This is a genomic window from Actinomyces minihominis (assembly GCF_900187855.1).
Lineage (GTDB): Bacteria > Actinomycetota > Actinomycetes > Actinomycetales > Actinomycetaceae > Scrofimicrobium > Scrofimicrobium minihominis.
Genome location: NZ_FYEG01000001.1, coordinates 271,841 through 295,720, shown reverse-complemented (window position 1 = coordinate 295,720; position 23,880 = coordinate 271,841). Strand labels below are relative to the sequence as shown.

Below are 23,880 nucleotides of genomic sequence, written 5' to 3'. Positions count from 1 at the left end.
CGTTCGCATATCCAAACCGTTCTGCTGCCTGCAAAAGAATGTCGGGAGACCCCGGTGGGCCTCCCGACATCGCACTACTTGAAGTTCTCCTAGACGAAGGCTTCCGCCAGGATTGAGGACCGCTCCTCGTCGTGACGCCAGGACAGTCCGGTCGAGGGCGAGGCACCCTCAACCCGAGATACCACTGACACCGAGGGAATGCCGCTGGCCAGTCCCGCAAAGTTGGGAAGAAGACCCAGGCTGGGGAACAGGTTCACCGAGAGGAACGGCCAGGCTCCCTGGTTGGCGGGCTCATCCTGAACCCACACCACCTGCGCGTCCCCATACGGGGCCAGGGCTGCCTCCATCTCTTCGGTGGCCAGCGGGTAGAACTGCTCGAGGCGGATGATTGCCACGTCGAGGGCGCCGCGCTTCTGCCGTTCCTTAACGAGGTCGTAGTAGATGCGGCCCGAGCAGACCAGCACCTTACGAACCTGCGCGGGGTTGACCGCGGGCTCGACCTCACCGATTACGGGCTGGAACGAACCGGAAATGAACTCTTCAACCTGCGAGGTCGCAGCCGTAAGGCGCAAAAGCTGCTTTGGTGTGAACTCGATCAGGGGGGTACGAGGGCGCCGGTAGGCCTGCTGGCGGGTGAGGTGGAAGTGGTTGGCCGGCGTTGAGGGCTGACACACCCACATGTTGTCCTCTGCGGCAAGCGCCAGGTAACGCTCTATCCGAGCCGAGGAGTGGTCTGGTCCCTGCCCCTCATAACCGTGGGGAAGCAGCATGGTCAGCGATGATGCCTGACCCCACTTCTGCTCCGCTGAAGAAATGAACTCATCAATCACGGTCTGGGCCCCGTTGGTAAAGTCACCGAACTGCGCCTCCCAGGCCACGAAGACCTCGGGACGCTCCACCGAGTAGCCGTACTCAAATGCCAGCGGGGCGTACTCGGACAGGGGTGAGTCGTAGATTGACAGGGGGGCCTGGTCTTCCGTGAGGAAGTCGAGGGGGGTGAACTCTCGGCCGTCGTTCTGGTCGTGAAGAACCGCGTGGCGCTGCACGAATGTGGCGCGTCGAGCGTCCTGACCAGAAATGCGGACGGGAGTGCCATCCATGAGCATGGTGCCCCAGGCCAACAGTTCCGCGAAGCCCCAGTCGATCGGGGTTTCGCCCCGGGCCATAGACATGCGACGCTCACTGAGCTGCAGCAGTTTCTTGTGTGGGGTGAACCCCTCGGGAAACGAGTTGTAAGCCTGGCCCACCCGCTCCAGTTCCGCGCGCGTTACTGCGCTGTCCCAGCCGATCATCAGACCGGCGCCGGGCTGCTGAGATTCCGGAACTTCCAGGCCGTAGCGCTCGTCGACGCGCTCCTTGATTCCGGTCTGCGTGCGCTCCTCAGGATCGGGCATCCCTCCACGAGAACGCGTCTCATCAAGGATGTGGTTCAGCTCAGACTCAAACTGTTCACTGACCTCATTCGCCTCGGCCTCGGTGATATCGCCGCGACCAACCAGGTTGCGGGTGTAAACCTCTAGCGTCGGGGGAAGGGAGTCGATCAGCCCGTACATAACCGGCTGGGTCATCGATGGATCATCGCCCTCGTTATGGCCGCGCCTGCGGTAGCAAACCAGGTCGATGAGGACGTCCTTGTTGAACTCTTCGCGGTACTTGAACGCCAGCGCCGCCACGCGGACCACGGCCTCCGGGTCATCCCCGTTGACGTGGAAGATGGGGATCTGCAGCCCCTTGGCGAGGTCGGTGGGGTAGCGCGTCGAGCGACCCGAGGTGGGCCCGGTGGTGAAACCGATCTGGTTGTTGACGATGACGTGCATGGTTCCACCGGTCTTGAAGCCCTCAAGCTGGCTCATATTGAGCCCCTCGTAGACCACACCCTGACCGATGAAGGCTGCATCACCGTGGATCAAAATTGGCATGACGGGGAAACCCGGTTCACCGAGGCGGTCATCCATGGCCCGGCTGATGCCGAGGACGACTCCGTTCACGGCTTCCAGGTGTGAGGGGTTGGCCGCCAGGTAGACCCTGGTTGCCACCCCGTCACCCGCGGTGAAGACCCCCTCTGTTCCGAGGTGGTACTTGACGTCCCCCGAAGCTTCCGTTCCCCGCAGGTGGGGGCTGCCCTCAAACTCAGAGAAAATCTGAGAGTAGGACTTGCCCGCCAGGTTGGCGAGGACGTTGAGGCGCCCCCGGTGAGCCATGCCGATGGTGACCTCGTAGAGGCCGGCCGTTGCGGCTTCGGTGAGGACCTCGTTAAGCAGGGGGATTAGAGACTCTCCACCCTCGAGTGAGAAGCGCTTCTGACCCGTGTACTTGGTCTGCAGGAACGCCTCAAAAGCCTCTGCCTTGACCAGGGTGGAGAGGATCTCCCTCTGCTTCGCGGGGGAGGGCTTCTCGTAGGGCGCTTCGACCTCGGCCTGCACCCAAAGGCGCTGGGTCGGGTCCTGAATGTGCATGTACTCGATGCCCACCGAGCGGGTGTAGGTGTCGCGCAGACGACGCAGTAGGTCACGCAGGAGCATGCGGGGCACACCGCCGAACCCACCGGTGGGGAACTCTCGGTCAAGATCCCACACGGTGAGGCCGTAGCGCCCCAGTTCGAGGTCGGGATGGCGGCGCACCCGATAGGCCAGGGGATCGGTATCTGCTGCCAGGTGACCGCGTGAACGGTAGGCGTGGATCAGCTCAACGATTCGGGTGTGCTTGCTCTTCTCAGCATCAGGATCGTAGACGAGGTCGCGTTCCCAATGGTAGGGAGGGTAGGGGACCTGAAGTGCGTTGAAAATACGGTCGTAGAACCCGTCCTTGCCGCTGAGCTTCTCAGAGAGAATCTTCAGGAACTGGCCTGATCCGGCCCCCTGGATGACGCGGTGGTCGTAGGTGGAGGTCGTGTACATGACCTTGCCGACACCCAGATCAGCCAGGCGCTGGCCCGGTAGACCCGCCCATTCCGCCGGGTAGTCGGTGGCACCGATGCCGATGATGGCACCCTGGCCGGCCATGAGGCGCGGAACTGACAGCGTGGTACCGATGGTTCCCGGGTTGGTAAGTGAAACCGACGCGCCTTGGAAGTCGTCTGCTACCAGCTTGTTGTCGCGAGCACGGACGATGAGGTCGTTCATGGCCCGAACGAACTCGGGGAAGGTCAGCGTGTCGGCTTTCTGGACCACCGGGACCAGAAGGGAACGCGAACCGTCCTTACGGGGAACATCAATGGCGATGCCGAGACCGACATGGGCCAGGTGTTCGATCTGGGCCTTACCGTCCTCATTCCTGTAGCGGACATTCATCGAGGGCATCTCAACCAGGCTCTCGACGAGGGCGTAGGCAATGAGGTGGGTGAAGGAGACCTTGCCGCCGACTGTGCGATCAAGGTGAACATTGATCACCGAGCGGTTCTCGATCAGTAACTTGGCAGGAATCTCCCGGGCCGAAGTTGCGGTCGGAACCGAAAGTGAAGACTCCATGTTCTTCACGATGGAGCGTCCGGCCCCTCGGATGGGTTCCAGACTGTCCTCAATCAGCGAACCGTCCCCCAGGTTCGAGGCAGCCCCAATGACCTTGGCGCGAGTGTAGGGGGAGGTGGCCTCATCGGCGCGTGTTGGGGGTGCCGGGGGTAGGTCAGACCTGGTGACGTTAACCGGGTTGGTCTGACCCGCCGGCGCCGTGACAGGTTCGGGAACCTGACCCGGGTTGGCATCCTCGGCCGAGAATGACCCCTCGGTGGCAGGCCTGATCTGGTCGGTCACGACAGGTGCCCCGACCCCGGTTCCCGCGGAGGCGGCCGAAGCGCGCGCGCCCAGGTCAGGGTATGCCTCAAAATAGGCCCGCCACTGTTCGTCGACCGAGTTGGGATCATCTACAAACTGGTCATACATCATTCCGATATACCAGTCGTTGGGACCGAGATCGTCGTCCGCAATGCTCGCCACAAAAGCTCCTTTGACTTGAGGTGGTGCACTCAACATCCAAGTGTAGAGAGGTCCCGGACTTAAGTCTCGACTCGTCCGCAACTCGCCCGTGTTGAAAACAGCGCATATTTTGGTGGGGCAGACCCCTATATAGTGTTGCCTACTATGCCTCCGCTTGTTGTTGACTCGCTCTTCGTTCTCTTCGGTATTTTCCTCACTCTCGGAACCGCAATCTTTGTGGCAGCAGAGTTCTCACTCGTCGCTCTCGACCCAGCCTCAGTTGAACGCAAGCTTGACGGCGGAGACCGGCGCCTCACCAGGGTGATGCGCGCGCTCAAGTCCCTGTCAACACAGCTCTCCGGAGCTCAGGTCGGTATCACACTGACGACGATTCTCCTCGGTTACACCACCCAGGTCGCCCTCGTCCGACTGTTCAGCTCCGGTCTGGGACACCTCGGCCTCTCCCTGACGCTCGCAGCGGCGATCGGTGCGATTCTCTCGGTCGTCCTCGTCAACGCCTTTTCCATGCTGTTCGGCGAGCTGGTGCCGAAGAACATGGCGCTTGCGGAACCCATGAGGACTGCGCGCCTCACGGCGCCGGCTCAGCTTGGGTTCACCTGGATCTTCACCCCCATCATCAAGGTTCTGAACGGGACTGCCAACGCGGTTCTTCGTCTTTTTGGAGTGGAGCCTGTCGAGGAGCTGTCCAGTGCCCGCTCCGCCTCGGAACTTGCCGCGCTGGTCCAGCATTCTGCGGAGGAGGGGACACTGAACGAAGAGACCGCGGAGCTGTTCACCAGGTCGGTTTCAATGGAGTCCCTCACGGCTATTGATGTCATGACTGACAGGGGCCGCGTGAGGGCCATTCCCGCGAACGCCTCTGCGGCAGACCTCGTAAACCTGGCCCGCGAGACCGGTCACTCCAGGTTCCCCATCATCGGTGACGACGGGGATGACTACGTGGCTGTGGCGCTGCTGCGCCGCGCCATCGCGATTCCCCACGAACGTCGCGGGGAGGTGCCGGTGTCATCCAGATCCATCTCAGTTCCGGCCTTCCAGGTCCCCGAAACGGTCGGCCTAGTTCCCCTGCTGGTTGAACTACGCGGCGGGGTACAGATGGTGGTCGTGGTTGACGAGTACGGTTCCTCCAGCGGCATTGTCACTCTCGAAGATGTCGTTGAAGAGGTCGTTGGTGAAGTCAGTGACGAACACGACCGGCGTCGTCGCGGCATCAAGACCTCCCCCCAGGGCGGTTACATGGTTCCCGGAACCCTGCGTCCCGATGAGCTTCTGGCCAAGACCGGGATCGTTGTGGACGAGGACGGCCCCTACGAAACTCTGGCGGGTTTCATCATGAATGAACTTGGGGAGATACCCGAGATTGGGGATGAGGTCACCGCCGGGGGCGTGACCCTCGAGGTGGTGGCGATGCAGGGGCGCCGCGTGACGCGCCTGCACGTCTTTCGTACAGTTGGTAAAGATTCGGATATCGAGGGTGAGGTGTCCGCATGAACACCGGTCTAGGTATCCTCCTCACCGTCCTCTTCCTCCTGGTGAACGCCTACTTTGTCGCAGCGGAGTTCGCAGTCACCTCGTCGAGACGCTCCCAGATCGAACCCCTGGCGCAGCAGGGGGTTCGCGGAGCCAAACAGGCGATGTACGCCCTCCAGCACGTCTCACTGATGCTAGCCATCTCCCAGCTGGGAATCACCGTTATGTCCACCTCGCTCGGTGCCATCGCGGAGCCAGCGATAGCCCACCTCATTTACGTACCGTTGCAGCACTTCGGCGTCGGAATGGATGTGGCTCACGCGATTGCCTTTGTGGTCGCGCTGATCCTGGTCCTCTTCCTACACGTGGTCTTTGGTGAGATGGTGCCGAAGAACCTCTCGATCGCCAAGTCAACCGGTACCCTGTTGATCCTGGCTCCCTCGCTGGTTGCCATCGGACGTTTCCTGCGGCCGGTCGTGGTGGTGATGGATAACACCGCCAACTGGTTCATCCGCCACTTCGGCTTTGAACCCAAGTCAGAGATCGCAGCCACCTTCACCGTTGAAGAGGTGGCGAACATCGTGGAAGTGTCCCGTGAAGAAGGGAAGCTGCGTGACGATTTGGGAATGCTGGCCGGCTCGCTTGAGTTTGCTGAGACGCTCACCGGGACCCTGATGGTCCCGCTTGCGGACCTGGCGACCATTCCCCTACCCGCTACGCCGGAGGACGTGGAAGCCATGGTTTCCAAGACTGGTTTCTCCCGCTTCCCCGTTACAGAAGGTGAGGGGACTGAGGTGCGAGTCGTCGGCTATGTCCACCTCAAGGACGTGCTTTATGCAGATACGGAGGAAGAGCGAACCTCCCCCATTCAACCCTGGCGAATCCGCGCCCCCCAGTACCTTTCTTCCTCGTTGCGCGCCGAGGACGCCCTGCGTCAAATGCAGGCGACCTCAAGCCACCTGGTGGGGGTCGTTGATGAGGAAAGCGGTGAGATGGTCGGAGCCCTCTTTATGGAGGACCTGTGGGAGGAACTGGTTGGTCAGGTGCGAGACTCCCTCCAGCGGGGGCAGGTCTGAAACCGCACCTGCCATTCGGTAGGGAAGGCGCCCAAACCGAGATACGATTGTGACCTTGGTCTACCAACGGCCAATGCCGTGACGCATTTACCAGGAAAAACAAGACCCATTGTGATGGACGCAACTGAACCCCCGGTGGTGAAGTCGTAGACTCAGGACCGTTGGTTTTTCGGAAATGTTCCGAACGAACTGTCAGCTAGAGATTTTGGAGAACGGATGTCGAGTGGGAGCCCGGTGGATTGCCCCTTACCGAAGCGCAGTTCAGTACATGAACGTCTTGGTGGGGAGCTCTCGCTAGAAGGCTACTCACGCCCTCGCAAACCTCAGGCTGGGCCGGCGCTGCGCAACCGAGCAGCTCTAACCTGGAGTGGCGTTGCAGCTACTACCGGCATGTTGGCCGCCGTCCTGGCCGCGCCCGCGGTTTCCGCCACTGAGGGATCCTCGACTGATGGTGAGCGAGTGGCGGGTCGATTCGGCGTCGAAGAGTCGTGGGCTTCGGTGAAGTCAAACGTCGAAGAGGGCTCTTCCGTTGAACTCCGACGTGATCCCGCAGCTGCTTCGCGTGCCCGCTACCGGGTTCCCCTTGAGGTTCGACCCTGTGTTGCAGAGGTCGATGTAGCGGCCAATGGGTCCAGGCAGATGAGTGCGCAGCAGATGGTCTACATGCCGCTGCGCGAGGGGACCTTCGCGGGCACCTCCTACTTCGGATACCGCATCCACCCCATCTACGGCTACTCCAAACTGCACGAGGGCGACGACTACACGGCGGCGTCAGGCACCCCCATCTACTCGGTGGCTGACGGTGTTGTCACCAAGGCTGAGTGGGATTCGGGCAGCGGCTACCACGTGGTCATTCGCCACACTATGAGTGACGGCTCAGTCTATGACTCCTGGTATATGCACCAGTATGAAAGTGGGGTCGTGGTTTCCGTTGGGCAAGAGGTCTCTGCGGGTCAACAGATTGGGGCCGTTGGATCCTCCGGTCTCTCGACCGGCCCCCACCTGCACCTTGAGATCCGTGACGCCAGTGGAAACGCACTTGCCCCATCGCAGTGGCTGCAGCAGTACGGTGCTGTTTACCTGGGTGAGGACTGCTAGTGATTCCCGTCGTCGCGGCCCCATTCCCCCTGGTTCTGGCCCACCGCGGTGGTGGCGAAGAGGCCGTTGAGAACACGGTGGCTGCCTTTGAGAGGCTCCGTGACCTTGGTTTTCGCTACATCGAAACCGACGTGCAGTGCACCGCGGATGGCGAGGTCGTCATCGCACATGATGAGACCCTGGAGAGGACTTACGGACAGGGTGGACGCTACGGCGACTACACATTTGCGGAGCTTCAGGAGTTCCGCAATGAAGCCGATGAGCCGCCGCACCGACTGGTTGACGTCCTCAGCATGTTCCCTGAGATGTACTTCAATATCGATGCCAAGTCGGATGAGGTTGTTGAACCCCTTTTGCTCGCCCTTTCCGAGGCCGAGGCCTCAGATCGGGTGATGGTGGCCTCGTTTTCTGAGAAGCGCCTTGAAAAAATCCGTGAGTTGGGCAGCCCGGAGCTGTCAACATCTCTCGGTGTCAGCGCCGTCGTTCGTCTTCTGCTGGCATCTGAGACGGTTTCGAATGCTGAGAGCTGGCACATTCCGGGTCCCCGCCACCAGGCACGAGCCGTGCAGGTTCCTGAGAAAACCCGTGGGGTGAGGGTAGTTTCCCCACGTTTTATTGCAACGGCGCACACCGCAGGCCTCGCCGTTCACGTTTGGACAGTCAACGAGCGCTCCCAAATGGAACGTCTCCTCGACTGGGGTGTCGATGGCATTGTCACTGACAGGCCCAGCCTCCTTAAAGAGGTTCTGATTGAACGCGGTCAGTGGCCCGATCAGGAAGTGTGAAACCCGGTACTTGACGGTGATTTTTTGGGGCATACGGTTTGACCCCTTCAATCAACTGGTAGAGTAGATCGGCGTTGGTCCAGCCGATGTTGCCCCGATAGCTCAGTGGATAGAGCGTCCGCCTCCGGAGCGGAAGGTCGCAGGTTCGAGTCCTGTTCGGGGCGCTTTGAGATGTGGCGAGACATAGTTTATTCTTTGTCTCGCCTTTTTCGTTGCTATCTGGCGGTGATGTTGCGGGTCATCGCTCACCTTGTGGTGGGCTTTTGGTTGGTAGCTCTTGCTTGACCGCTTCAGCGTTCACGCCTGAAGCGGTGGGAGTTTTACGCAAAAGGGTCTCACCCGGGCAATCTGCGACCTCTTCAACTACCCAAAATTCAGACTCAAACTACCCCATGACCAGAGTGAATAAAGAACCAGTACACCAATACAGCCCGGGTGGTCCAGGCCAGGTCTGGGTGCCGCCGCTCCATTGACTACATTTGGCCGTGTGGGCTAGCAGTCAGACGCGGAACTAGCACGGGGGTGTGTTTTTTGTATGCTTCGTAATCGTCCTTGCCGCCCCAACGCTTGTCTGCGCTTGCTTCGAGCATAGGGATTCCGCTGACTCGTGTAAGTAACAAGGTGACAAAAATCGGCGATAGTAGGGCAATCCACTGCCAGCCGTGAAGCACAGGAGCTGCCACCAGGAACACTCCAACCCAGAGGATAATCTCGCCAAAATAGTTCGGATGGCGAGAGCGCGACCAGAGACCTGTGCGAATGAAGGAACCCGCATTTTTGGGGTCTGCCTTGAATGCAGACTTCTGTAGGTCAGCGGTTAGTTCGAACGTCATTCCAATCACCCAAAGGGCGATTCCCGCAACTGAAATCCAACCGATCGGCTCTCGCAACGCGGCTTTGCTGCTCATTGCAATCCATGCTGCTGATGCGGTCAGACTCACCCAAAGGCCTTGCAGGATCCAGACCCGCAGGAAAACGAGCGGACTGCCTTTGATGTCATCAAATCGGTTGTCGGCACCGGCCTTACGGATTCGCAAGAACAGGAACGGGCCCAGGCGTACCGCCCACAGAATTACCATGGCCGCTAGTACCCAACTGCGAGTGTCCGGCGAAGGAGAGAGAATAAGCAGCACAATTGTAATGAGAGTGAATGTTCCTGCCCCCGTGAGATCAAAGAACTTCTCAGTCTTCAAAATCATTGCTGGGATGTAAGCAATGATCTGAATGGTGAAGGCGGCAGCAACAGCAAGGGTGAAGAGTGGGATTCCGTCGATTTCTGCGCTATCTTGCGCACCCGCAAGTGCGACGAGCGCACCTATCGCGAGCACGACGATGATCGTGAAGAGGGCGGATCGATTTGCACGTGACATGTTGGGTCTTTTCTTCCTCTCAGTCGCGGTGGTCATCGGTAGAGGTTGTCCACGACGTGAGCGCCACGTTCAAGAACGATGCGGCGTTTGATCTTCATTGTCGGTGTGGTGAGTGTGTTGTCGCCTGGCGTGGCAGCAACAGGTGCGAAGCGACGCACTTGTTCGCTCCGTGCCACAAGTGCGTTGGCAGTGTCGACGGCGCACTGTAGTTCTTCCAGCAGACGGGAGTCTTTAATTTCGTCGAAGCTCGTGGTGTCAAAGATTTGGCTTTTGACGCCTGCGGTTCCCGCCCACGCGGTGATCACTTCTGGGTCGAGCAGCAGAATAGCTGATAAGTACGGTCTTCCTTCACCGATCATCACTGCGTCAGAGATCAGTGGATGTGCTGCGACAGCATTCTCCCAAACCGTCGGAACTACAGTCTTTCCATTCGCAGTGACGATCACGTCTTTGAGCCGGCCATTCAGTGTGAGCCTCCCATCAGTATCAAGTACTCCAAGATCCCCTGTGCGAAAGTAGCCATCGACAAATGCGCCAATGTCATGTTTAGGATCTCGGTACCCTTCGAAGACGCCGATTCCCTTCGCAAGCACTTCTCCGTCGTCACTGATACGCACGGAAAGGCCGGGGAGCGGTGCGCCAACAGTTCCTGAACGAATAGATCCGGGCAAGTTACCCGTCAGCGGTGCCGTCGTTTCGGTGAGCCCGTAGCCTTCGATGACTGGTACTCCGATTCCGCGGAAGAACAATGACAGATCTGCGTCGAGGGTGGCCCCGCCGGAAAGAATGTAATCGACCCGGCCCCCCAGAACTGCACGAAGCTTACGAAAGAACAGTCGATCAAAAAAAGAATGGCGGATACGGAGCCCAAGTGATGGCAACTGTGCACTTCCAGAGTCAACCTCTTCGCGCTGTTTTCCCCACTCGATCGCAGTCAAGCATGCAGCCCGCCAGAGAGCAGACAGACCCATATCTGCCGCTTTCTGTGATGCGGCTTCCTGCACTTTTTGGAGAACTCGTGGCACGACGACCAGGAAAGTCGGTGTGAGGACTTTGAGCGTTGCCACCACCTTTGTCGGGTCTGCAAGGTGGGCGATGCGCATTCCGCTCGCGATGCAGATGAGCTGCAACCCACGGGCAAGTACGTGCGCGAGTGGCAGGAAGATAATCGTGTTTCCACCGGGGTGGACCACGTCGCCGTACGCTGCAGCGATGTTCAGTACCTGGCCGATGAAGTTTCGATGGGTCAGAACCGCGCCTTTGGGGTCTCCGGTTGTACCGGAGGTATAGACGATGGTTGCAGGTGAGTCGGGGCCTGCTGCCAAGCGACGCTGTTCGAGTTCGTCATCAGACACCTCAGTTGCACGTGCCGCAAGGTCCTTGATTGTTGGGTCGTTCAGACCCGTAGTACCAGCACTCATTGCCCAGACGCCGAGCACATCCATATCGGTTTCGCGAACCGCCTGGCGAAGAACGTCTATCTGGTCAGGGCTTCCTCCCACAGCGATTTGCACGTCTGCGTCTCGAATTATTGCGGCAACTTGGGCGGGTGAAGCCGTGTCGTAAATTGGCACCACGACGGCTCCGGCGAACCAGGCAGCCAAATCGACTACTGCCCATTCGTACCGAGTTTCCGACATGATTGCTACGGCATCCCCTACCTTCACGCCCGCCGCAATGAATCCCTTTGCTAACTCTGAGACTTCGGCAAGAAAGTCCTGTGTTGAAATGGGCTGCCACGGCGCAGAAAGATCTCCGGATTTTTCTGGGACTTCAAACGCAACATGCTGGGGGGCATCTTCTGCACGCCGCTTCAGCAGTTCAGTGACATTGCGGTACCCGTCGATATCAACCAGTAGCGGCGTCGAATGTTCCCTAAACATATGCGCTCCTGTCGGAATGAAAACACTCAGCCGAGCACCATCTTCGGTTTCCACAAAACCCAAGAGTTGCTAGCCAAGAGTCATTCTAACCAGAGAACTATTATCCGAGCAATAAGTATTTTGACTCAGGTTTCATGAGCCTGGACGTTTTACTCTTTGGTAGGCGGCGAGTGCGGCACGTCGCGATTCGTCGAGGGCAACAATTGGCTGTGGGTACCTTTGGGAACCCCACTCGGGGATATGTTGCCGAATGTAGGATTCCTGAGGATCAAACGTCTTCGCCTGCAACTCAGGGTTGAACACCCGGAAATACGGGGCTGCATCGACGCCGGAACCCGCCACCCATTGCCAGTTAAAGGGGTTACTGGCCTGATCTGCATCAACGAGTGTGTCCCAGAACCATCGCTCACCTACGCGCCAATCTATGAGCAGGTTCTTTGTTAGGAACGAAGCAGCGACCATTCGTACCCGGTTGTGCATGGTGCCGGTGTTCCAGAGTTCCCGCATCCCCGCATCGACCAGTGGGTATCCGGTTGTGCCACGCTGCCATGCTAAAAGCTCGTCCGGATGCGCTCTGCTCCAGGGGAACTCATTGAACTCGACTCTCCAGTTGGATTCAGAGAGGTTTGGGAAGTAAAAGAGTACGTGCCACGCAAACTCGCGCCACCCGATTTCGGTGAGAAACTTCGTTGCGCCCTCGGATGCTGCGGGTGACAGGTGAGTTCGGATTTGCTGCACCTCATGCCACACTTGGTGAGCACTCAGCTCACCCCAACGAAGGTGCGGCGAAAGGCCAGACGTTGCGTGCTCTGCAGGCACATCGCGGCCGACGGAGTATGTTTCGAGACCATCTTCAAGAAACTTATAAAGTCGCTCGTGCGCACGCGTTTCGCCAGGTGTCCAGGTCTGCCGTAATCCTTCGGCCCAGTCAGGATCCGTAGGTTGCAGCGCCCAGGTGGTGATATCTTCTGAGCCGAGTGCAGGTGCCAGAAGGTTACAGCGAGGCGGGGTGGGGAGTGGGAGCCGTAATGCATCGGCTTTGCTGCGACATGCGCGCCAGAACGGCGTGAACACGGAGTAGGGAGAGCTCTGGCCAGTCTTGATTGTCCAAGGCTCAAAGAGCAGCGACGCCTGGAAGCTCTCAATATGTACGCCTTCAGCGCGAAGCCTCTGCTTCAGTTCTGTGTCGACGGCGATCTCGCCAGGTCCGTAGCGTCGATTCCAGAAGAGCGAAGTTGCTCCAGAGTCTCTGACGACATCGGGAACCACCGATCCCGCAGCTCCTTTTCGTAGCACTAGCGAAATATTGAGCTCGGCAAGGGACTGTTCCAGCGAGAGCAAGCTCTCGTGCAGCCACCATTGTGAAGCCCTACCTAGTGGCCTGATCGCCGGAGACTCTTCGTCGAGAACGTACAGCGCCAACACCGATGAGCCTCGATTGAGCGCCGCGGTAAGTGCAGGATTATCAGAAGTACGCAGGTCGTCTCGAAACCAGACGACGCTCACATCGCTCAGGGCCGGACTCTCGTGACGTTCCATCCTTCGTGACCTTGCCTCATGCGGTCGGCGATTTCATTGAGAAACTTCGTTATGACTTCACGCTCCCTTGGATCGAGAGCCGCTGCGACAATAAATCTATTGGCATGTGTTCTTCCAACCGTGTCACGGGCTATAGCGTGAGTCTGTTCTGTGACTCTGATCGACAGTGCGCGCCGGTCCGTTGGGTGCGGACTTCGTACGATGTGCTCATCTCGCTCCAGGCGGTCAAGCAACTTTGTGGTTGAAGCACTGGTGATGCCGAGGTGCCGTGCGATCGCGCCCGGAGTCACGATCTGTTCTTGGTTCGCGGCCACAATCAAGAAATGAATTGCCTGCATCTCCTTCTCGCTGAGCTGCATGAACTTCTGGGACGCTTTCGAGAGTTCTTCCTCAGAACGCCTCAGGTTTGCCATCGAGTTCATAAGGCGGGTGATCTGTGCAACATCTTCAACGCTGAGCGCGGATCGGTCGACGAGGCGTCCCTGCGGGTCGCTGGCGTTGACGTCATAAAGCGAACTCTCCACAGACTGGGGCTCTTCGTCCTTTGGACGCAAAATCTGGGCAGTCCCTTGAGGGTATTCGGTCGTGTCGTTTGACATTGTTACATTCTATGAGGAATGTGGGTATTAAGCTAAAGATATTGTTAGCGAGGATAGATAGTAGATAACCGTAAGTATCTGCGCTCAGGGTACTAAGAAATGCGGTACAAAGGCGAGGGAAGCGTTTCTCAGTTTGCTACAGAGCAACTTCCTCAATCGACGCAGCTGGATCACCAGAAAAGAGCTATGGCTCGCAATCGTGATCTGGATCGCACGTGCCTATCACCGTCATCACCGACAAGCCAAACTGGGACATTCGACGCCGGTCGAGTACGAGACCACAGTGCAAGAGCAAGCCACACTTACTGTCTGACAAAGCCATCACCGAGATATGCAAAGGCCCCATGTCTAGCAATATCTGTGTGAAGTGAAAGTTGTGGGGGTGAGGGATGTAGTGCAACATCCACACTGTTTTGTGAATGATGTTCCGTGACATCAGTGAACTAAGTCCAGCAACTAGACACTGTTCGGGGCACTTTACATACCGGGCAAGGGTGCGCAGGTTAGAGGGGCCCATGCCTAGCTAGGGTAGGGCATCAGGTTGACGCAAGACCAAGTTGCTACGACACAGGGCGATAGCGGCGGTAGCATCCGACAAAACATAGGGCAGTTCTCCATAGTTTTGGCTGCGTTGATCATCGTCCTGCTGTTTTGGGAGAAGTCCTATCGCCGGGGTGGTGGTGCCGCACTCCTGGATCCGCGACTCTACAAGAATTCCTCGTTTGTTTTTGGTGTCACGGCGTCTTTCTTCTACTTTGCGGGTTTCACCGCCATCTTCTTGATCATGACCCTCTACCCGCAGCAGGGTCGTGGCTGGATTCCGCTCGCCTCGGGATTTGCGCTGGTGGCCAACCTGGTCGATGTAGTACGACGTAAGGACGTGGCTTCAAAGCACTAGGGCTCGGCCGGAGTGTCCTCGGTCGGGGGCCCGAGAAGGGCCTCCAGCGCCTCCAGGCGGGCCAGGAGCTCGTTGGTTTTCGCCTGCTCGCTTTCCAGGGACTGGCTGAGGGAGTCGATGTTTGCCTGAAGCTGGGCATTCTCATTCACCAGCTGCTCGAGTTTTGCGAGGGCGCCCTCAAGCTCAGGATTGACCTCCGGAGTAACGGAGGAGCTCTGCTGGCCATTCGCCTCAGCTTCGGCTTTGGCAATAGCCGCTGCCGCATCTAGCAGAGCCTGTTTATCTTCCTCGGACAGAGACTGAGTGATGCTGGTGTAGTAGTTGCTGTTGTATTCATCCCCACCCTGGGCGCGGGCTACCCCGTAGGAAACACCAACGGTAATCAGTGCGACCACCAGGAAAATCAGAGACATCTGCACAACCTGGTTGGAGAGCATGATGCGCCAAAAACCAGGCCTTTTCTCATCTGTTTCGGGAACTGTAACAGTTCCCTCGATGACGTCGGCCTCCGGAACAGGGAGCACCTTCGTCTGGTCTAAAGCCTCCCCGTCGGCGGCTTCCCCCTCATCTACTTTGCCGAGGACGGCTGTCGCATCCTCCGCCAGCGCAGGATCGACATGCCCCAGGATCGGAGCCACAACCTGCTTCGTCTTCTCAGCGCTGGAGGTGATGACGATCCGATAGAACTCGCTGGACAGGGCGGAAACCACCGAGATGACGCCGACGATCAGGATTGAGGACGAAAACGAAGTCAGGCGCGACGACACGACCGCCATGGTGATGGCGGCCAACGCCGTTGCAATCACCTGCGGTGCCGATAGTCTAGAGCGCGATCGAATCGCTGCCCATGTTCGCTGTGCTCGCTTCAACACGCCCCCTCACTTGAACTTCCGCCTTGGCTTTCCACCTAATCAAAGAGGACCCACCACCGTTACGGTAGCGGGTCCTCTATCAGAGTAATGAGGAACTACGAGCGGTCGTCAAGGTCCTTCTGCGCCTCACGCTCATCAACAGCCCACTCACGGTTCGGGTTCTCACCCGGGGTGTCCTTGCCAGCGCCGGTCTGAATCTCATCCTTGGTGAACTCACCCAGGTTGGGGTCCGACTGCAGCTCGGTGTTGAGGTCGAGGTCGTCGACGTGTACGGCTTCTGCCTCTCCGCGGCGCTCCATGCGGTTGAGGTTTTCTTTGTGATCGCTGTGGTGGTGATCGCTCACGTGTGTTCCTTTCGTGTGGGGCGCCTGGGCCCGCGAGGCATTTACTGCCGTGAGTTTACCCCGAATCGACCAAAACCCGAACCGAAAACATGTGGTTTGCACGGTGGCCCTAGACTTGGCGCGACCCAGAGAAGCAGGGAAAGGTCGAAGCATGTCACGCGTTGTTGTCGCAAAATTTGGTGGATCATCCATGGCAGATGCCGAGCACTTTATGGCGGCGAAGCAAATTATTGCCCGGGATGAGGCGCGTCGTTACGTGGTGCCTTCCGCCCCCGGTAAGCGCCGCGGGGACGATCACAAGGTGACGGACCTGCTCTACATGTGCAACCAGCTGGCACAGCACAGTATCGACTTCGGTGAGGTCTTTGCCCTGGTCGCCCAGAGGTACCGCGAGATCTATGAGGGGCTGGGACTGAAGCAGGACCTTGAGGCCGCCCTCGAACAGGTCCGCAGTGAGATTGCAGGGGGCGCTTCCACCGAGCACGTCGCCAGTCGAGGCGAGTACCTGAACGGGCTGCTCCTCGCCGAGTACCTGGGCTTTGAGTTTGTTGATGCCGCGGATGTCATTGTCTTTTCGAGGGAGGGCGAGTACGACCCGGTGGGCACAGAAGCTCGACTTCAGGAGGTTCTTGCCGATGTTCCCCGCGCGGTGATCCCGGGATTCTACGGGGCAGACGAGGACGGAGAGGTGCATACTTTCTCCCGCGGTGGCTCGGATGTCTCCGGCGCAATCATCGCCAGCGCCGTGGATGCCGACATGTATGAGAACTGGACGGATGTCTCCGGGTTCCTGCAGGCTGACCCGCGGGTGGTGGACAACCCAGCCCCGATCGAAACCGTCTCCTACAAGGAGCTTCGTGAGCTGTCATACATGGGTGCCTCCGTCCTCCACGAAGAAGCCATCTTCCCGGTGCGTGAAAAGGGCATTCCGATCAATGTCCGCAACACTGAGCGTCCAGAGGACTCCGGAACACTCATCGTTTCCGATCAGGAACGGGTGGGGCAGAGCGGTATTACCGGCATCTCAGGCAAGCAGCAGTTCACGGTGATCACCCTTGAGAAGACACTGATGGACGAAGAGAAGGGCTTTATGCGGAAGCTGGTCTCTGTGTTTGAGACCAACGGGGTTTCGATCGCCCACATCCCCTCTGGCATCGATTCGGTTTCTGTGGTGGTACGTAGCGACGCCGTGCGCTTCAACCTCAGCAAGGTTGTCGAAGAGATTCGGATCTTCTGCCACCCGGACGCCGTCCATGTTGAGGACGGTATCTCCCTGATCGCGGTTGTGGGACGCGGCATGGTTTCAACCCCCGGAATCGCGGCGCGGGTCTTCACCAAGCTTGCTCGAGCCAAGATCAATATCCGCATTATCACGCAGGGCGCCTCGGAACTATCCATCCTCATCGGGGTCGAAGACCGCCAGTTTGATGATGCGGTTAGGGCGCTTTACTCAGCCATTTAGGAAGGGTTCCGCGGACCCTCACAGGGGTGGTCCACTGTAGGCTTTACGGGACTGCCATAACGATGTGAAAGGATCCGCCCAATGACTCCGCAGAACTTGCACGCCTCGCTTGAAGACATTGTCCCCATCGAGGTTCCGGATGACCAGTGGTGGCGTCAGGCGGTGGTCTACCAGGTTTATCCGAGGTCGTTCTACGATGCCGACGGCAATGGCCTTGGTGACATCCGCGGCGTCACGGTCAAGGTTCCCTACCTGAAGGAACTGGGGATTGACGCCGTGTGGCTCAGCCCGTTCTACCCCTCGGAGCTCGCAGACGGTGGCTACGACGTGGCGGATTACCGTGATGTTGCCCCGGAACTGGGTACCCTTGAGGACTTTGATGAGATGACGGCAGCGCTCCACGAGGCCGGTATCAAGGTTATCGTTGACATCGTCCCCAATCACACCTCTGACAAGCACGTCTGGTTCCAAGAGGCACTGAACTCCCCGAAGGGTTCTCCGGCGCGCGACCGCTACATTTTCCGTGACGGACCCCTTGATGAAGACGGCAACAGCGTTGCTCCCGCCGACTGGATTTGCATGTTTGGTGGCCCGCAGTGGGACCAGGTCGAAGATGGCCAATGGTACCTGCACACCTTCGCTCCTGAGCAGCCCGACCTCAACTGGGAGAATCCTGAGGTTCGCCAAGAGTTTGAGGACATTCTTGCCTTCTGGTCAGACCGCGGTGTCGACGGATTCCGGATTGACGTGGCACACTCCCTGACCAAGGACCAGGAGGTCGTATTTGGTCCGGATCCACTTCCATCCTGGGCAGAGATGGAGAAGATGCCCTGGGATGGTAGCCACCCCATCTGGGATCGCGATGAGGTCCACGATGTCTATCGCGGCTGGCGCAAAGTGTTCAACCGCTACGATCCGCCCCGCGTGGCGGTGGCGGAGGCCTGGGTTGACGACCCGGAGCGCCGGGCCCGGTACGCCAGCATTGAGGGGTTGGGTCAAACCTTCAACTTCGACCTGTTGCGCGCCGACTTCCACGCCCCCCAGTTCAAAGAAATTATCGATCACAATCTTGAGTTGGCTGAAAAGTCGAACTCCTCAACCACCTGGGTTCTCTCCAACCACGACGTGGTCCGTCACGCCACCCGCTACGGCCTGCCCGACCTCGATCGGTCCGTCGAGGACGTTGTCGGTCAGAGTTGGCTTCTGCGCGGTGGGAACCCGGATGAGGTGCACTTGGAGCGGGGGAACCGACGCGCTGATGCGGCAACCATGCTTTTGCTGGCGCTTCCGGGCGGCACCTACATCTACCAGGGCGAGGAACTCGGCCTCCACGAGGTGGGGGATATTGCGGATGAGGACCGCCAGGACCCCACTTTCTTCCGTAACACCGGAGTTGATGTGGGTCGCGATGGTGCCCGCGTGCCTCTGCCCTGGGTGGCCGACGAGGCCGGTTTTGGCTTCGGTACCGGGTCCCCCCACTTCCCCCAGCCGCACTGGTTCGCCCGCCACGCGGTTGATGTTGAGGACTCCGACCCGAACTCAACGCTTAACCTGTACCGCAGTGCCATGGCGCTGCGCAAGCGACTGCTGACGGAAGAAAAGCTTCAGTGGGAGGACACGGGCTCCAATGAGGTCCTGCAGTTCATCCGTCCCAACGGCTGGCGCGTCATCATGAACTTCTCGAATGAGCCTGTAGCTCTCCCACAGGGCACCCTCCTGCTCACCTCACGTCCACTGATCGACGGCAAGCTTCCCGGTGAAACCACCGCGTGGCTCCTCGCGAACTGACAGGCTGATCACCATGACCGTGACAACCATTCACCTTATGCGACACGGAGAGGTCGACAACCCCGAGGGGGTGCTCTACGGACGCCTGCAGGGTTTTGGTCTGACCCCACTGGGCAAAGAGATGGCCCAGGTCGTTGCTGACTACCTGGTAGCTGAGGGTGCTGACATCACCCATGTGATTGCCTCGCCCCTGAAGCGAGCCCAAGAGACGGCCCTGCCGACAGCTCGTGCCTACGGGCTCAGGGTCGAAGCTGATGCTCGGCTGGTTGAGGCGGGGTCCTACTTCGAGGGCATGCAGATCAACAAGAACCGCTGGGCCCTCGCCCACCCGAGAAACTGGAAGTATTACACGCGCCTTCATGAGCCGTCGTGGGGCGAACCGTACCGGGAGATCCTGCAGCGCATGAGTGGGGCCGTGGCTTCAGCGGTTCATGAGGCGCGGGGACATGAAGCCCTGCTGGTCTCTCACCAGCTGCCGGTGGTGACGGTCCAGAGGTTCCTGGACCGCAAGCCACTGTCCCACAACCCGCTTTGGCGGGAGTGTTCGCTGGCCTCGGTCACATCGTTGACGTTCGAGGGCGACCAGCTGGTGGGGTGGAAGTACGCAGAGCCAGCTGCCGAGCTGCTGCTGCGGGCCCACGATATGAGCCCGGGTTCCTCCCAGGCCCAGGTGGCCCGCTAGGCAGGGGGCGTCGAGGGTGGCGGCTGCGGATCTTCTCCGTTGCTGTCGCCCTCTTCCGTGTGAGGATCGGAAGTGCCCTTCTCTTCGGGGCGAGGACGGGTGCGTTTCTGACGCCGGGCGATTCGATCAGCCAGATCCGAGATGGCGTCTGGATCATCGTCAGGACGTGAGGGGCGTGGTTCCCCTTGCGGAGCTTCGCCGTAGATCGACTGTTCAGCCCTTGTTACCCAGCCCGTGATCATCCAGGACAGAGGCCCGATGATGGGAATGAGGACGATGATCGCAAGCCAGACCCAGCGGTTGACACGGCCGGGCGTCCACGTGCGGGAGCGCGCGATCCAATCGAAGATCGCGTAGATCGTTACCGCAATCGCGAGTACCAGAAGAATAATGCGTCCCATTGTTCCACTCTAGGCGTTTAGGCCGCCAGAGCCGAGGTGAGTGCCAGAAGGGTGCCTACTACCACCCCGTAGCCGAGGGCGGAGAGTCCCGTGTTGCGAAGTGCCCCGAGCAGTTCCCGGCCCGAAGCGCCCGTCATGACTGCACGTACACCGGGGAAAGCGAGGATGAGAAGCAGCAGCGTCGCGATCCACCAGAGTGAGCTTCCTGCTCCGAGCACCGTGATGGAGCCGAGGATGACACCGGCACCAGCCAGGGCAACATAGACCCCCCGTGACACCGAGTCACCCATGCGCACGGCGGCGGTGATTTTCCCGACCTTAATGTCGGTGGGAATGTCCCGAATGTTGTTGATCATCAGCAGTGCCACCGAGATGAGGCCGATCCCGGTCGCACCGGTCCACACCCACCAGGGCAGGTTCGTGGTCTGAACGTAGACGGTTCCGCCGGTTGCCACCAGGCCGAAGAAAACCAGGACGAACAGTTCGGACAGTCCCACCCCGGCGTAACCGTAGGGACGGCGTCCTCCGGTGTAAAACCACGCGGCACCAACGGAGGCGGCACCGACGGCCAGTAGCCACCAGTGTCCCGAGAGGACAATGAGGATGAGGCCGAGGAGGGCCGCCAGACCGAAGCATGCCAGCGCCCATGCGAGCACTCGACGGGGAGAAACCAATCCGCTAGCGGTCAGTCTGGTGGGTCCCACCCGAACCTCGTCTGTTCCCCGAATCCCGTCCGAGTAGTCGTTGGCAAGGTTGACTCCGATTTGCAGCGCAAGGGCCACGCCAAGGGCGAGGAGCGAGCGGACTGCGGAAAAGGATCCGAGGTGAATGGCAGCTCCGGCCCCGACGAGGACGGGTGCGGCCGCTGCGGGTAGGGTGCGCAGGCGCGCGCCTTCCAGCCAGTCTTTTGGTGTTGCCATGGGCCTATCTAACGCCGCCAGGCCCGACCTTGGCCAATCAGGGACTCCATCAACGTCCGGGCTGCGACGCGATCCACTTTGCCGAGGGCCGTGGAGGGGATCGCGGTGGTGATGCTCACCACCCTGGGGGCAGAGGCGGGGCCTAACGCATCCCGAACACCCTCCCGAACCGCCTGGGCGCGGCTCTCAATCTGCGCTGTTGAAATGGAATCAGCCCGGGGATCTTCCAGCAGCAGTGCCACGGTCTGGCCCCAGGTGGGATCGGTGAGGCTGAGGACGTGAGAACGCAGTCCCGAAACCTTCGCTGAGTGCTCTTCAATGTCGCGCAGGTTGACCTTGACCCCGCCGGTGTTGACGATGTCGTCCGTTCTTCCAGTGAGGCTTATGCGTCCGTCCCCACCAATGACACCCAGGTCAGAGGTGACGAACCAGGTCCGCCCGTTCTCTTCAAGAAGGGGGGAAGGTTGATCGAGGTAACCATTCATCACCATCGGTCCGGAAATAAGAAGGGTGCCGTTGTCAGATGCTTTCACCTCTGCTCCGCTCAGGGGGAAGCCGTTATAAACGCAGCCACCGGCGGTTTCGGTCATACCGTAGGTGGTGATGACATTGATGCCGGCGTGGCGGGCCCTCTCCAGCAGTGTGGGATCAATGAAACCGCCGCCGACAAGTATCGCGTCCAGCTGGCTCAGCACCTCTGGGTTGAGGTCGAGGCATGCGGCCAACTGCGGTGATACCAGGGAGGTGTAGAGCGGAACGCCCGAGTCGGTGGTGGCGCGGGCCCGGGCAACACTGGCTAGGAAGTCTGGCGCCGCGAAGTGTTCCCCCTCATGCAGGTAGGGTGCGTGGCCACTAAGCGCGGAGCGGAGGACGGTTTGCATCCCCGCAATGTGCTGCAGGGGGAGGGCGCTCAGCCAGCGTCCCGGACCACCGAGGAAGTCGTGGGTGGCATTGGCGCTGGCGATGAGGGCTTCCTTGCTCAGGCAAACCAGGTGGGGGGAACCCCCGGTGGAGCCGGAGGTTGCAACGATCAGCGAGTGTGACGGATCGCTGGAAAACCGGCGGTCCGAACCTTCGGCCTCGACGATACGCTGTACCGAGGAACGGTCATTATCTCCGAGGACTGCCAGGCCGGTGTGGCCGTGCAGGAGGTAGTTCGTTAGCTCGGCTGCGGCAGCTGAGCGGTCGGACGCCGCGACGAAGGTAATGCCCATGGTGATTCAGCCTAGTGCGATGAAGGCGAATCGATGACGAGGGGCATGAAGTGTCTTCGTCACCAAGCCGGTATCCCAGACAAAAGTGCGAAATCGTAGAATGTAAGAGATGAAGAAGCTGTTTGATTCCAAGCCCAAGGTCATTACTGCGAGCGTCCTCGGACTGCTCGCTATCGCGGTTGCGATCTTCGCCGGCGTCTCTACCTTCTACGGCAGCCACGGACTGCCTGAGACAAGGGTCGCGGGTGAGTCCATTTCCGGTCTGACTCGCGACCAGGTGGCAGAGAACCTGCGGCAGGTCTCGGATCAGCTGATCGTGGTCGAGGGCGATGTTGAACCGGTTGAGGTGACGCTTGCTGAGGCCGGGGTGACCGTCGATGTCGACAAGACCGTGGCGCAGGCATTTTCAGCCAACAGTGGTTTCTTTACCCGGATGACAGCCCTTTTCGAAAGTCGTGACATCACTCCTGTTGTCACGGTCGACGAGGCGAAGGTCGCGGAGTTTGCGGGGACAATCGAAGGTGATGGGCTCACGGATGCCACCAACGGTGCCGTTCAGTTTGACACTGAGAACCTGGTCTTCGTGGCACAGGATGCGAAGCCCGGCTACACCATAGACACGCAGGCCCTAGCACAGAGCCTTGGTGAGGCTGGAACCGTACTCAACTTTGAACCTGTCACAGTCGTCCTCGAAGAGGTGGTTCCGGACTTCGACTCCGAGGCGGCGCGTGCTTCCGCGGACCGGGCAAACCAGTGGCTCAACATAGAGGTCTCACTGTTGGATCGCCTTGGGGTCTCCCACACGGCCGATGTAGAGACTAAGGCAAAGTGGGTTGTTTTCAACGAGGACGTCGATCCGGTGGGGATGTCACTGGACCAGGGACTGGTGAGGGCCTGGGTAGAGGAGCACTCCGCAGAGACCAATGTTGAACCGGAACCCAAGGTGCAGAATGTGACTGCTGCGGGCCGTGTCCTCTCAGTTTCGCGTGAGGGAACCGATGGGTTTGCTGCGAACAACGCGGAGGCGTTGACCACGGCTATTTTGGCCACAGTTGAGGCTCCCGCCCCGTTTATCGGGGTGGTGGAGTACGAGACGGAAGAGCGTCCCGTCCAGGACCGCCTCATTGCAGATGGTGCAGAGAACCTCTCCTATGCCGCTGCTCCCGGTGAAAAGTGGATCGACATCAACCTCTCTAACTACACCGTGACCGCCTACGAGGGCGCCACGCCGGTGTTGCAGTCACCGATGGTGGCAGGTGCTCCCCTGACCCCGACGGTCACGGGCGAGTACAGCGTGTGGGCGAAGGTACCAACCCAGACAATGCGTGGTGACAATGTCGATGGAACCAAGTACGAGACGCCCAATGTTCCGTGGATCCTCTACTTCCACGGCGGCTATGCAACCCACGGTGCCTACTGGCGCTCCTCGTTCGGTTACGACGCAGGGGCCGCGGGATCACACGGTTGTGTCAACATGCCGGTGGACTCCGCTAAAAGCCTTTACGACTGGGCCTCGGTTGGCACCAAGGTACTCAGCCACTACTAGG

Annotated in this window: 19 protein-coding genes and 1 tRNA gene; 10 read left to right on the top strand and 10 right to left on the bottom strand. The window is 59.5% G+C overall.

Annotated features, from left to right (window positions below):
- Window positions 1-89 precede the first annotated feature (89 nt).
- On the bottom strand, window positions 90-3,932 hold the full coding sequence (locus CS903_RS01435; protein WP_277984859.1) for a multifunctional oxoglutarate decarboxylase/oxoglutarate dehydrogenase thiamine pyrophosphate-binding subunit/dihydrolipoyllysine-residue succinyltransferase subunit: 3,843 nt from the start codon (window positions 3,930-3,932) through the stop codon (window positions 90-92).
- A 144-nt stretch (window positions 3,933-4,076) separates the two neighbouring features.
- Here CS903_RS01435 and CS903_RS01430 point away from each other — a divergent pair, with 144 nt between their 5' ends.
- From CS903_RS01430 to CS903_RS01410, 5 genes are all read left to right on the top strand, one after another.
- Window positions 4,077-5,423 carry a hemolysin family protein gene (locus CS903_RS01430; RefSeq protein ID WP_099331756.1) on the top strand — a complete coding sequence of 449 codons (1,347 nt, stop codon included), beginning with the start codon at window positions 4,077-4,079 and terminating at the stop codon, window positions 5,421-5,423.
- Window positions 5,420-6,478: a hemolysin family protein gene (locus CS903_RS01425; protein WP_099331755.1), complete on the top strand. Its 1,059-nt coding sequence runs from the start codon at window positions 5,420-5,422 to the stop codon at window positions 6,476-6,478. The genes CS903_RS01430 and CS903_RS01425 overlap by 4 nt, the downstream gene beginning before the upstream one ends.
- A gap of 234 nt (window positions 6,479-6,712) precedes the next feature.
- A complete protein-coding gene (locus CS903_RS01420) occupies window positions 6,713-7,576 on the top strand; it encodes a M23 family metallopeptidase (RefSeq protein WP_164996633.1) in 864 nt (287 codons plus the stop codon).
- On the top strand, window positions 7,576-8,361 hold the full coding sequence (locus tag CS903_RS01415) for a glycerophosphodiester phosphodiesterase family protein (RefSeq protein ID WP_242491688.1): 786 nt from the start codon (window positions 7,576-7,578) through the stop codon (window positions 8,359-8,361). Before CS903_RS01420 ends, CS903_RS01415 begins: the two co-directional genes overlap by 1 nt.
- Window positions 8,362-8,452: 91 nt before the next feature.
- Window positions 8,453-8,525: transfer RNA gene (locus tag CS903_RS01410), tRNA-Arg, on the top strand.
- Between the two features lie 309 nt (window positions 8,526-8,834).
- Here CS903_RS01410 and CS903_RS01405 read toward each other — a convergent pair.
- From CS903_RS01405 to CS903_RS01390, 4 genes are all read right to left on the bottom strand, one after another.
- Window positions 8,835-9,767: a DUF1295 domain-containing protein gene (locus tag CS903_RS01405; protein WP_207203715.1), complete on the bottom strand. Its 933-nt coding sequence runs from the start codon at window positions 9,765-9,767 to the stop codon at window positions 8,835-8,837.
- On the bottom strand, window positions 9,764-11,614 hold the full coding sequence (locus CS903_RS01400; RefSeq protein WP_099331752.1) for an AMP-dependent synthetase/ligase: 1,851 nt from the start codon (window positions 11,612-11,614) through the stop codon (window positions 9,764-9,766). The genes CS903_RS01405 and CS903_RS01400 overlap by 4 nt, the downstream gene beginning before the upstream one ends.
- Window positions 11,615-11,746: 132 nt before the next feature.
- The gene (locus CS903_RS01395) at window positions 11,747-13,153 is read right to left on the bottom strand and encodes a cryptochrome/photolyase family protein (RefSeq protein WP_099331751.1); all 1,407 of its coding nucleotides are present in this window, start codon (window positions 13,151-13,153) and stop codon (window positions 11,747-11,749) included.
- A complete protein-coding gene (locus CS903_RS01390) occupies window positions 13,126-13,752 on the bottom strand; it encodes a MarR family winged helix-turn-helix transcriptional regulator (RefSeq protein WP_099331750.1) in 627 nt (208 codons plus the stop codon). The genes CS903_RS01395 and CS903_RS01390 overlap by 28 nt, the downstream gene beginning before the upstream one ends.
- 541 nt (window positions 13,753-14,293) lie before the next feature.
- On the opposite strand from CS903_RS01390, the gene CS903_RS01385 reads away from it, so the two are divergent.
- Window positions 14,294-14,650 carry an MFS transporter gene (locus CS903_RS01385; protein WP_129587553.1) on the top strand — a complete coding sequence of 119 codons (357 nt, stop codon included), beginning with the start codon at window positions 14,294-14,296 and terminating at the stop codon, window positions 14,648-14,650.
- Here CS903_RS01385 and CS903_RS01380 read toward each other — a convergent pair.
- Both CS903_RS01380 and CS903_RS01375 read right to left on the bottom strand, forming a co-directional pair.
- Complete coding sequence (locus tag CS903_RS01380) at window positions 14,647-15,456, bottom strand: hypothetical protein (protein WP_129587552.1); 810 nt, start codon at window positions 15,454-15,456, stop codon at window positions 14,647-14,649. The two genes, CS903_RS01385 and CS903_RS01380, sit on opposite strands and share 4 nt — an antisense overlap.
- 161 nt (window positions 15,457-15,617) lie before the next feature.
- Entirely contained in the window at window positions 15,618-15,866 is a 249-nt protein-coding gene (locus CS903_RS01375) for a hypothetical protein (protein ID WP_099331747.1), read from the bottom strand.
- A 151-nt stretch (window positions 15,867-16,017) separates the two neighbouring features.
- Between CS903_RS01375 and CS903_RS01370 the strand changes: the two genes are divergently transcribed.
- From CS903_RS01370 to CS903_RS01360, 3 genes are all read left to right on the top strand, one after another.
- Window positions 16,018-17,328 carry an aspartate kinase gene (locus CS903_RS01370; RefSeq protein WP_099331746.1) on the top strand — a complete coding sequence of 437 codons (1,311 nt, stop codon included), beginning with the start codon at window positions 16,018-16,020 and terminating at the stop codon, window positions 17,326-17,328.
- An 81-nt stretch (window positions 17,329-17,409) separates the two neighbouring features.
- A complete protein-coding gene (locus CS903_RS01365; protein ID WP_099331745.1) occupies window positions 17,410-19,116 on the top strand; it encodes a glycoside hydrolase family 13 protein in 1,707 nt (568 codons plus the stop codon).
- A gap of 13 nt (window positions 19,117-19,129) precedes the next feature.
- On the top strand, window positions 19,130-19,798 hold the full coding sequence (locus CS903_RS01360; protein WP_099331744.1) for a histidine phosphatase family protein: 669 nt from the start codon (window positions 19,130-19,132) through the stop codon (window positions 19,796-19,798).
- Here CS903_RS01360 and CS903_RS01355 read toward each other — a convergent pair.
- The 3 genes from CS903_RS01355 to CS903_RS01345 are packed head-to-tail and all read right to left on the bottom strand — an operon-like array spanning window position 19,795 to window position 22,333.
- On the bottom strand, window positions 19,795-20,199 hold the full coding sequence (locus CS903_RS01355; protein ID WP_099331743.1) for a PLD nuclease N-terminal domain-containing protein: 405 nt from the start codon (window positions 20,197-20,199) through the stop codon (window positions 19,795-19,797). The genes CS903_RS01360 and CS903_RS01355 overlap by 4 nt on opposite strands.
- A 17-nt stretch (window positions 20,200-20,216) precedes the next feature.
- The gene (locus CS903_RS01350) at window positions 20,217-21,119 is read right to left on the bottom strand and encodes a 1,4-dihydroxy-2-naphthoate polyprenyltransferase (protein ID WP_099331742.1); all 903 of its coding nucleotides are present in this window, start codon (window positions 21,117-21,119) and stop codon (window positions 20,217-20,219) included.
- Window positions 21,120-21,127: 8 nt separating this feature from the next.
- Window positions 21,128-22,333: an AMP-binding protein gene (locus CS903_RS01345; protein WP_099331741.1), complete on the bottom strand. Its 1,206-nt coding sequence runs from the start codon at window positions 22,331-22,333 to the stop codon at window positions 21,128-21,130.
- Window positions 22,334-22,442: 109 nt separating this feature from the next.
- Between CS903_RS01345 and CS903_RS01340 the strand changes: the two genes are divergently transcribed.
- Entirely contained in the window at window positions 22,443-23,879 is a 1,437-nt protein-coding gene (locus CS903_RS01340; RefSeq protein WP_099331740.1) for a L,D-transpeptidase family protein, read from the top strand.
- Window position 23,880 lies beyond the last annotated feature (1 nt).

Excerpts from the sequence above, each read along its gene's own strand:
- CS903_RS01400 (WP_099331752.1), bottom strand. The coding sequence starts at position 11,614 with ATGTTTAGGGAACATTCGACGCCGCTACTGGTTGATATCGACGGGTAC.
- CS903_RS01340 (WP_099331740.1), top strand. The coding sequence starts at position 22,443 with ATGAAGAAGCTGTTTGATTCCAAGCCCAAGGTCATTACTGCGAGCGTC.
- CS903_RS01360 (WP_099331744.1), top strand. The coding sequence starts at position 19,130 with ATGACCGTGACAACCATTCACCTTATGCGACACGGAGAGGTCGACAAC.
- CS903_RS01350 (WP_099331742.1), bottom strand. The coding sequence starts at position 21,119 with ATGGCAACACCAAAAGACTGGCTGGAAGGCGCGCGCCTGCGCACCCTA.
- CS903_RS01390 (WP_099331750.1), bottom strand. The coding sequence starts at position 13,752 with ATGTCAAACGACACGACCGAATACCCTCAAGGGACTGCCCAGATTTTG.
- CS903_RS01405 (WP_207203715.1), bottom strand. The coding sequence starts at position 9,767 with ATGACCACCGCGACTGAGAGGAAGAAAAGACCCAACATGTCACGTGCA.
- CS903_RS01355 (WP_099331743.1), bottom strand. The coding sequence starts at position 20,199 with ATGGGACGCATTATTCTTCTGGTACTCGCGATTGCGGTAACGATCTAC.
- CS903_RS01365 (WP_099331745.1), top strand. The coding sequence starts at position 17,410 with ATGACTCCGCAGAACTTGCACGCCTCGCTTGAAGACATTGTCCCCATC.
- CS903_RS01430 (WP_099331756.1), top strand. The coding sequence starts at position 4,077 with ATGCCTCCGCTTGTTGTTGACTCGCTCTTCGTTCTCTTCGGTATTTTC.
- CS903_RS01425 (WP_099331755.1), top strand. The coding sequence starts at position 5,420 with ATGAACACCGGTCTAGGTATCCTCCTCACCGTCCTCTTCCTCCTGGTG.
- CS903_RS01395 (WP_099331751.1), bottom strand. The coding sequence starts at position 13,153 with ATGGAACGTCACGAGAGTCCGGCCCTGAGCGATGTGAGCGTCGTCTGG.
- CS903_RS01345 (WP_099331741.1), bottom strand. The coding sequence starts at position 22,333 with ATGGGCATTACCTTCGTCGCGGCGTCCGACCGCTCAGCTGCCGCAGCC.
- CS903_RS01370 (WP_099331746.1), top strand. The coding sequence starts at position 16,018 with ATGTCACGCGTTGTTGTCGCAAAATTTGGTGGATCATCCATGGCAGAT.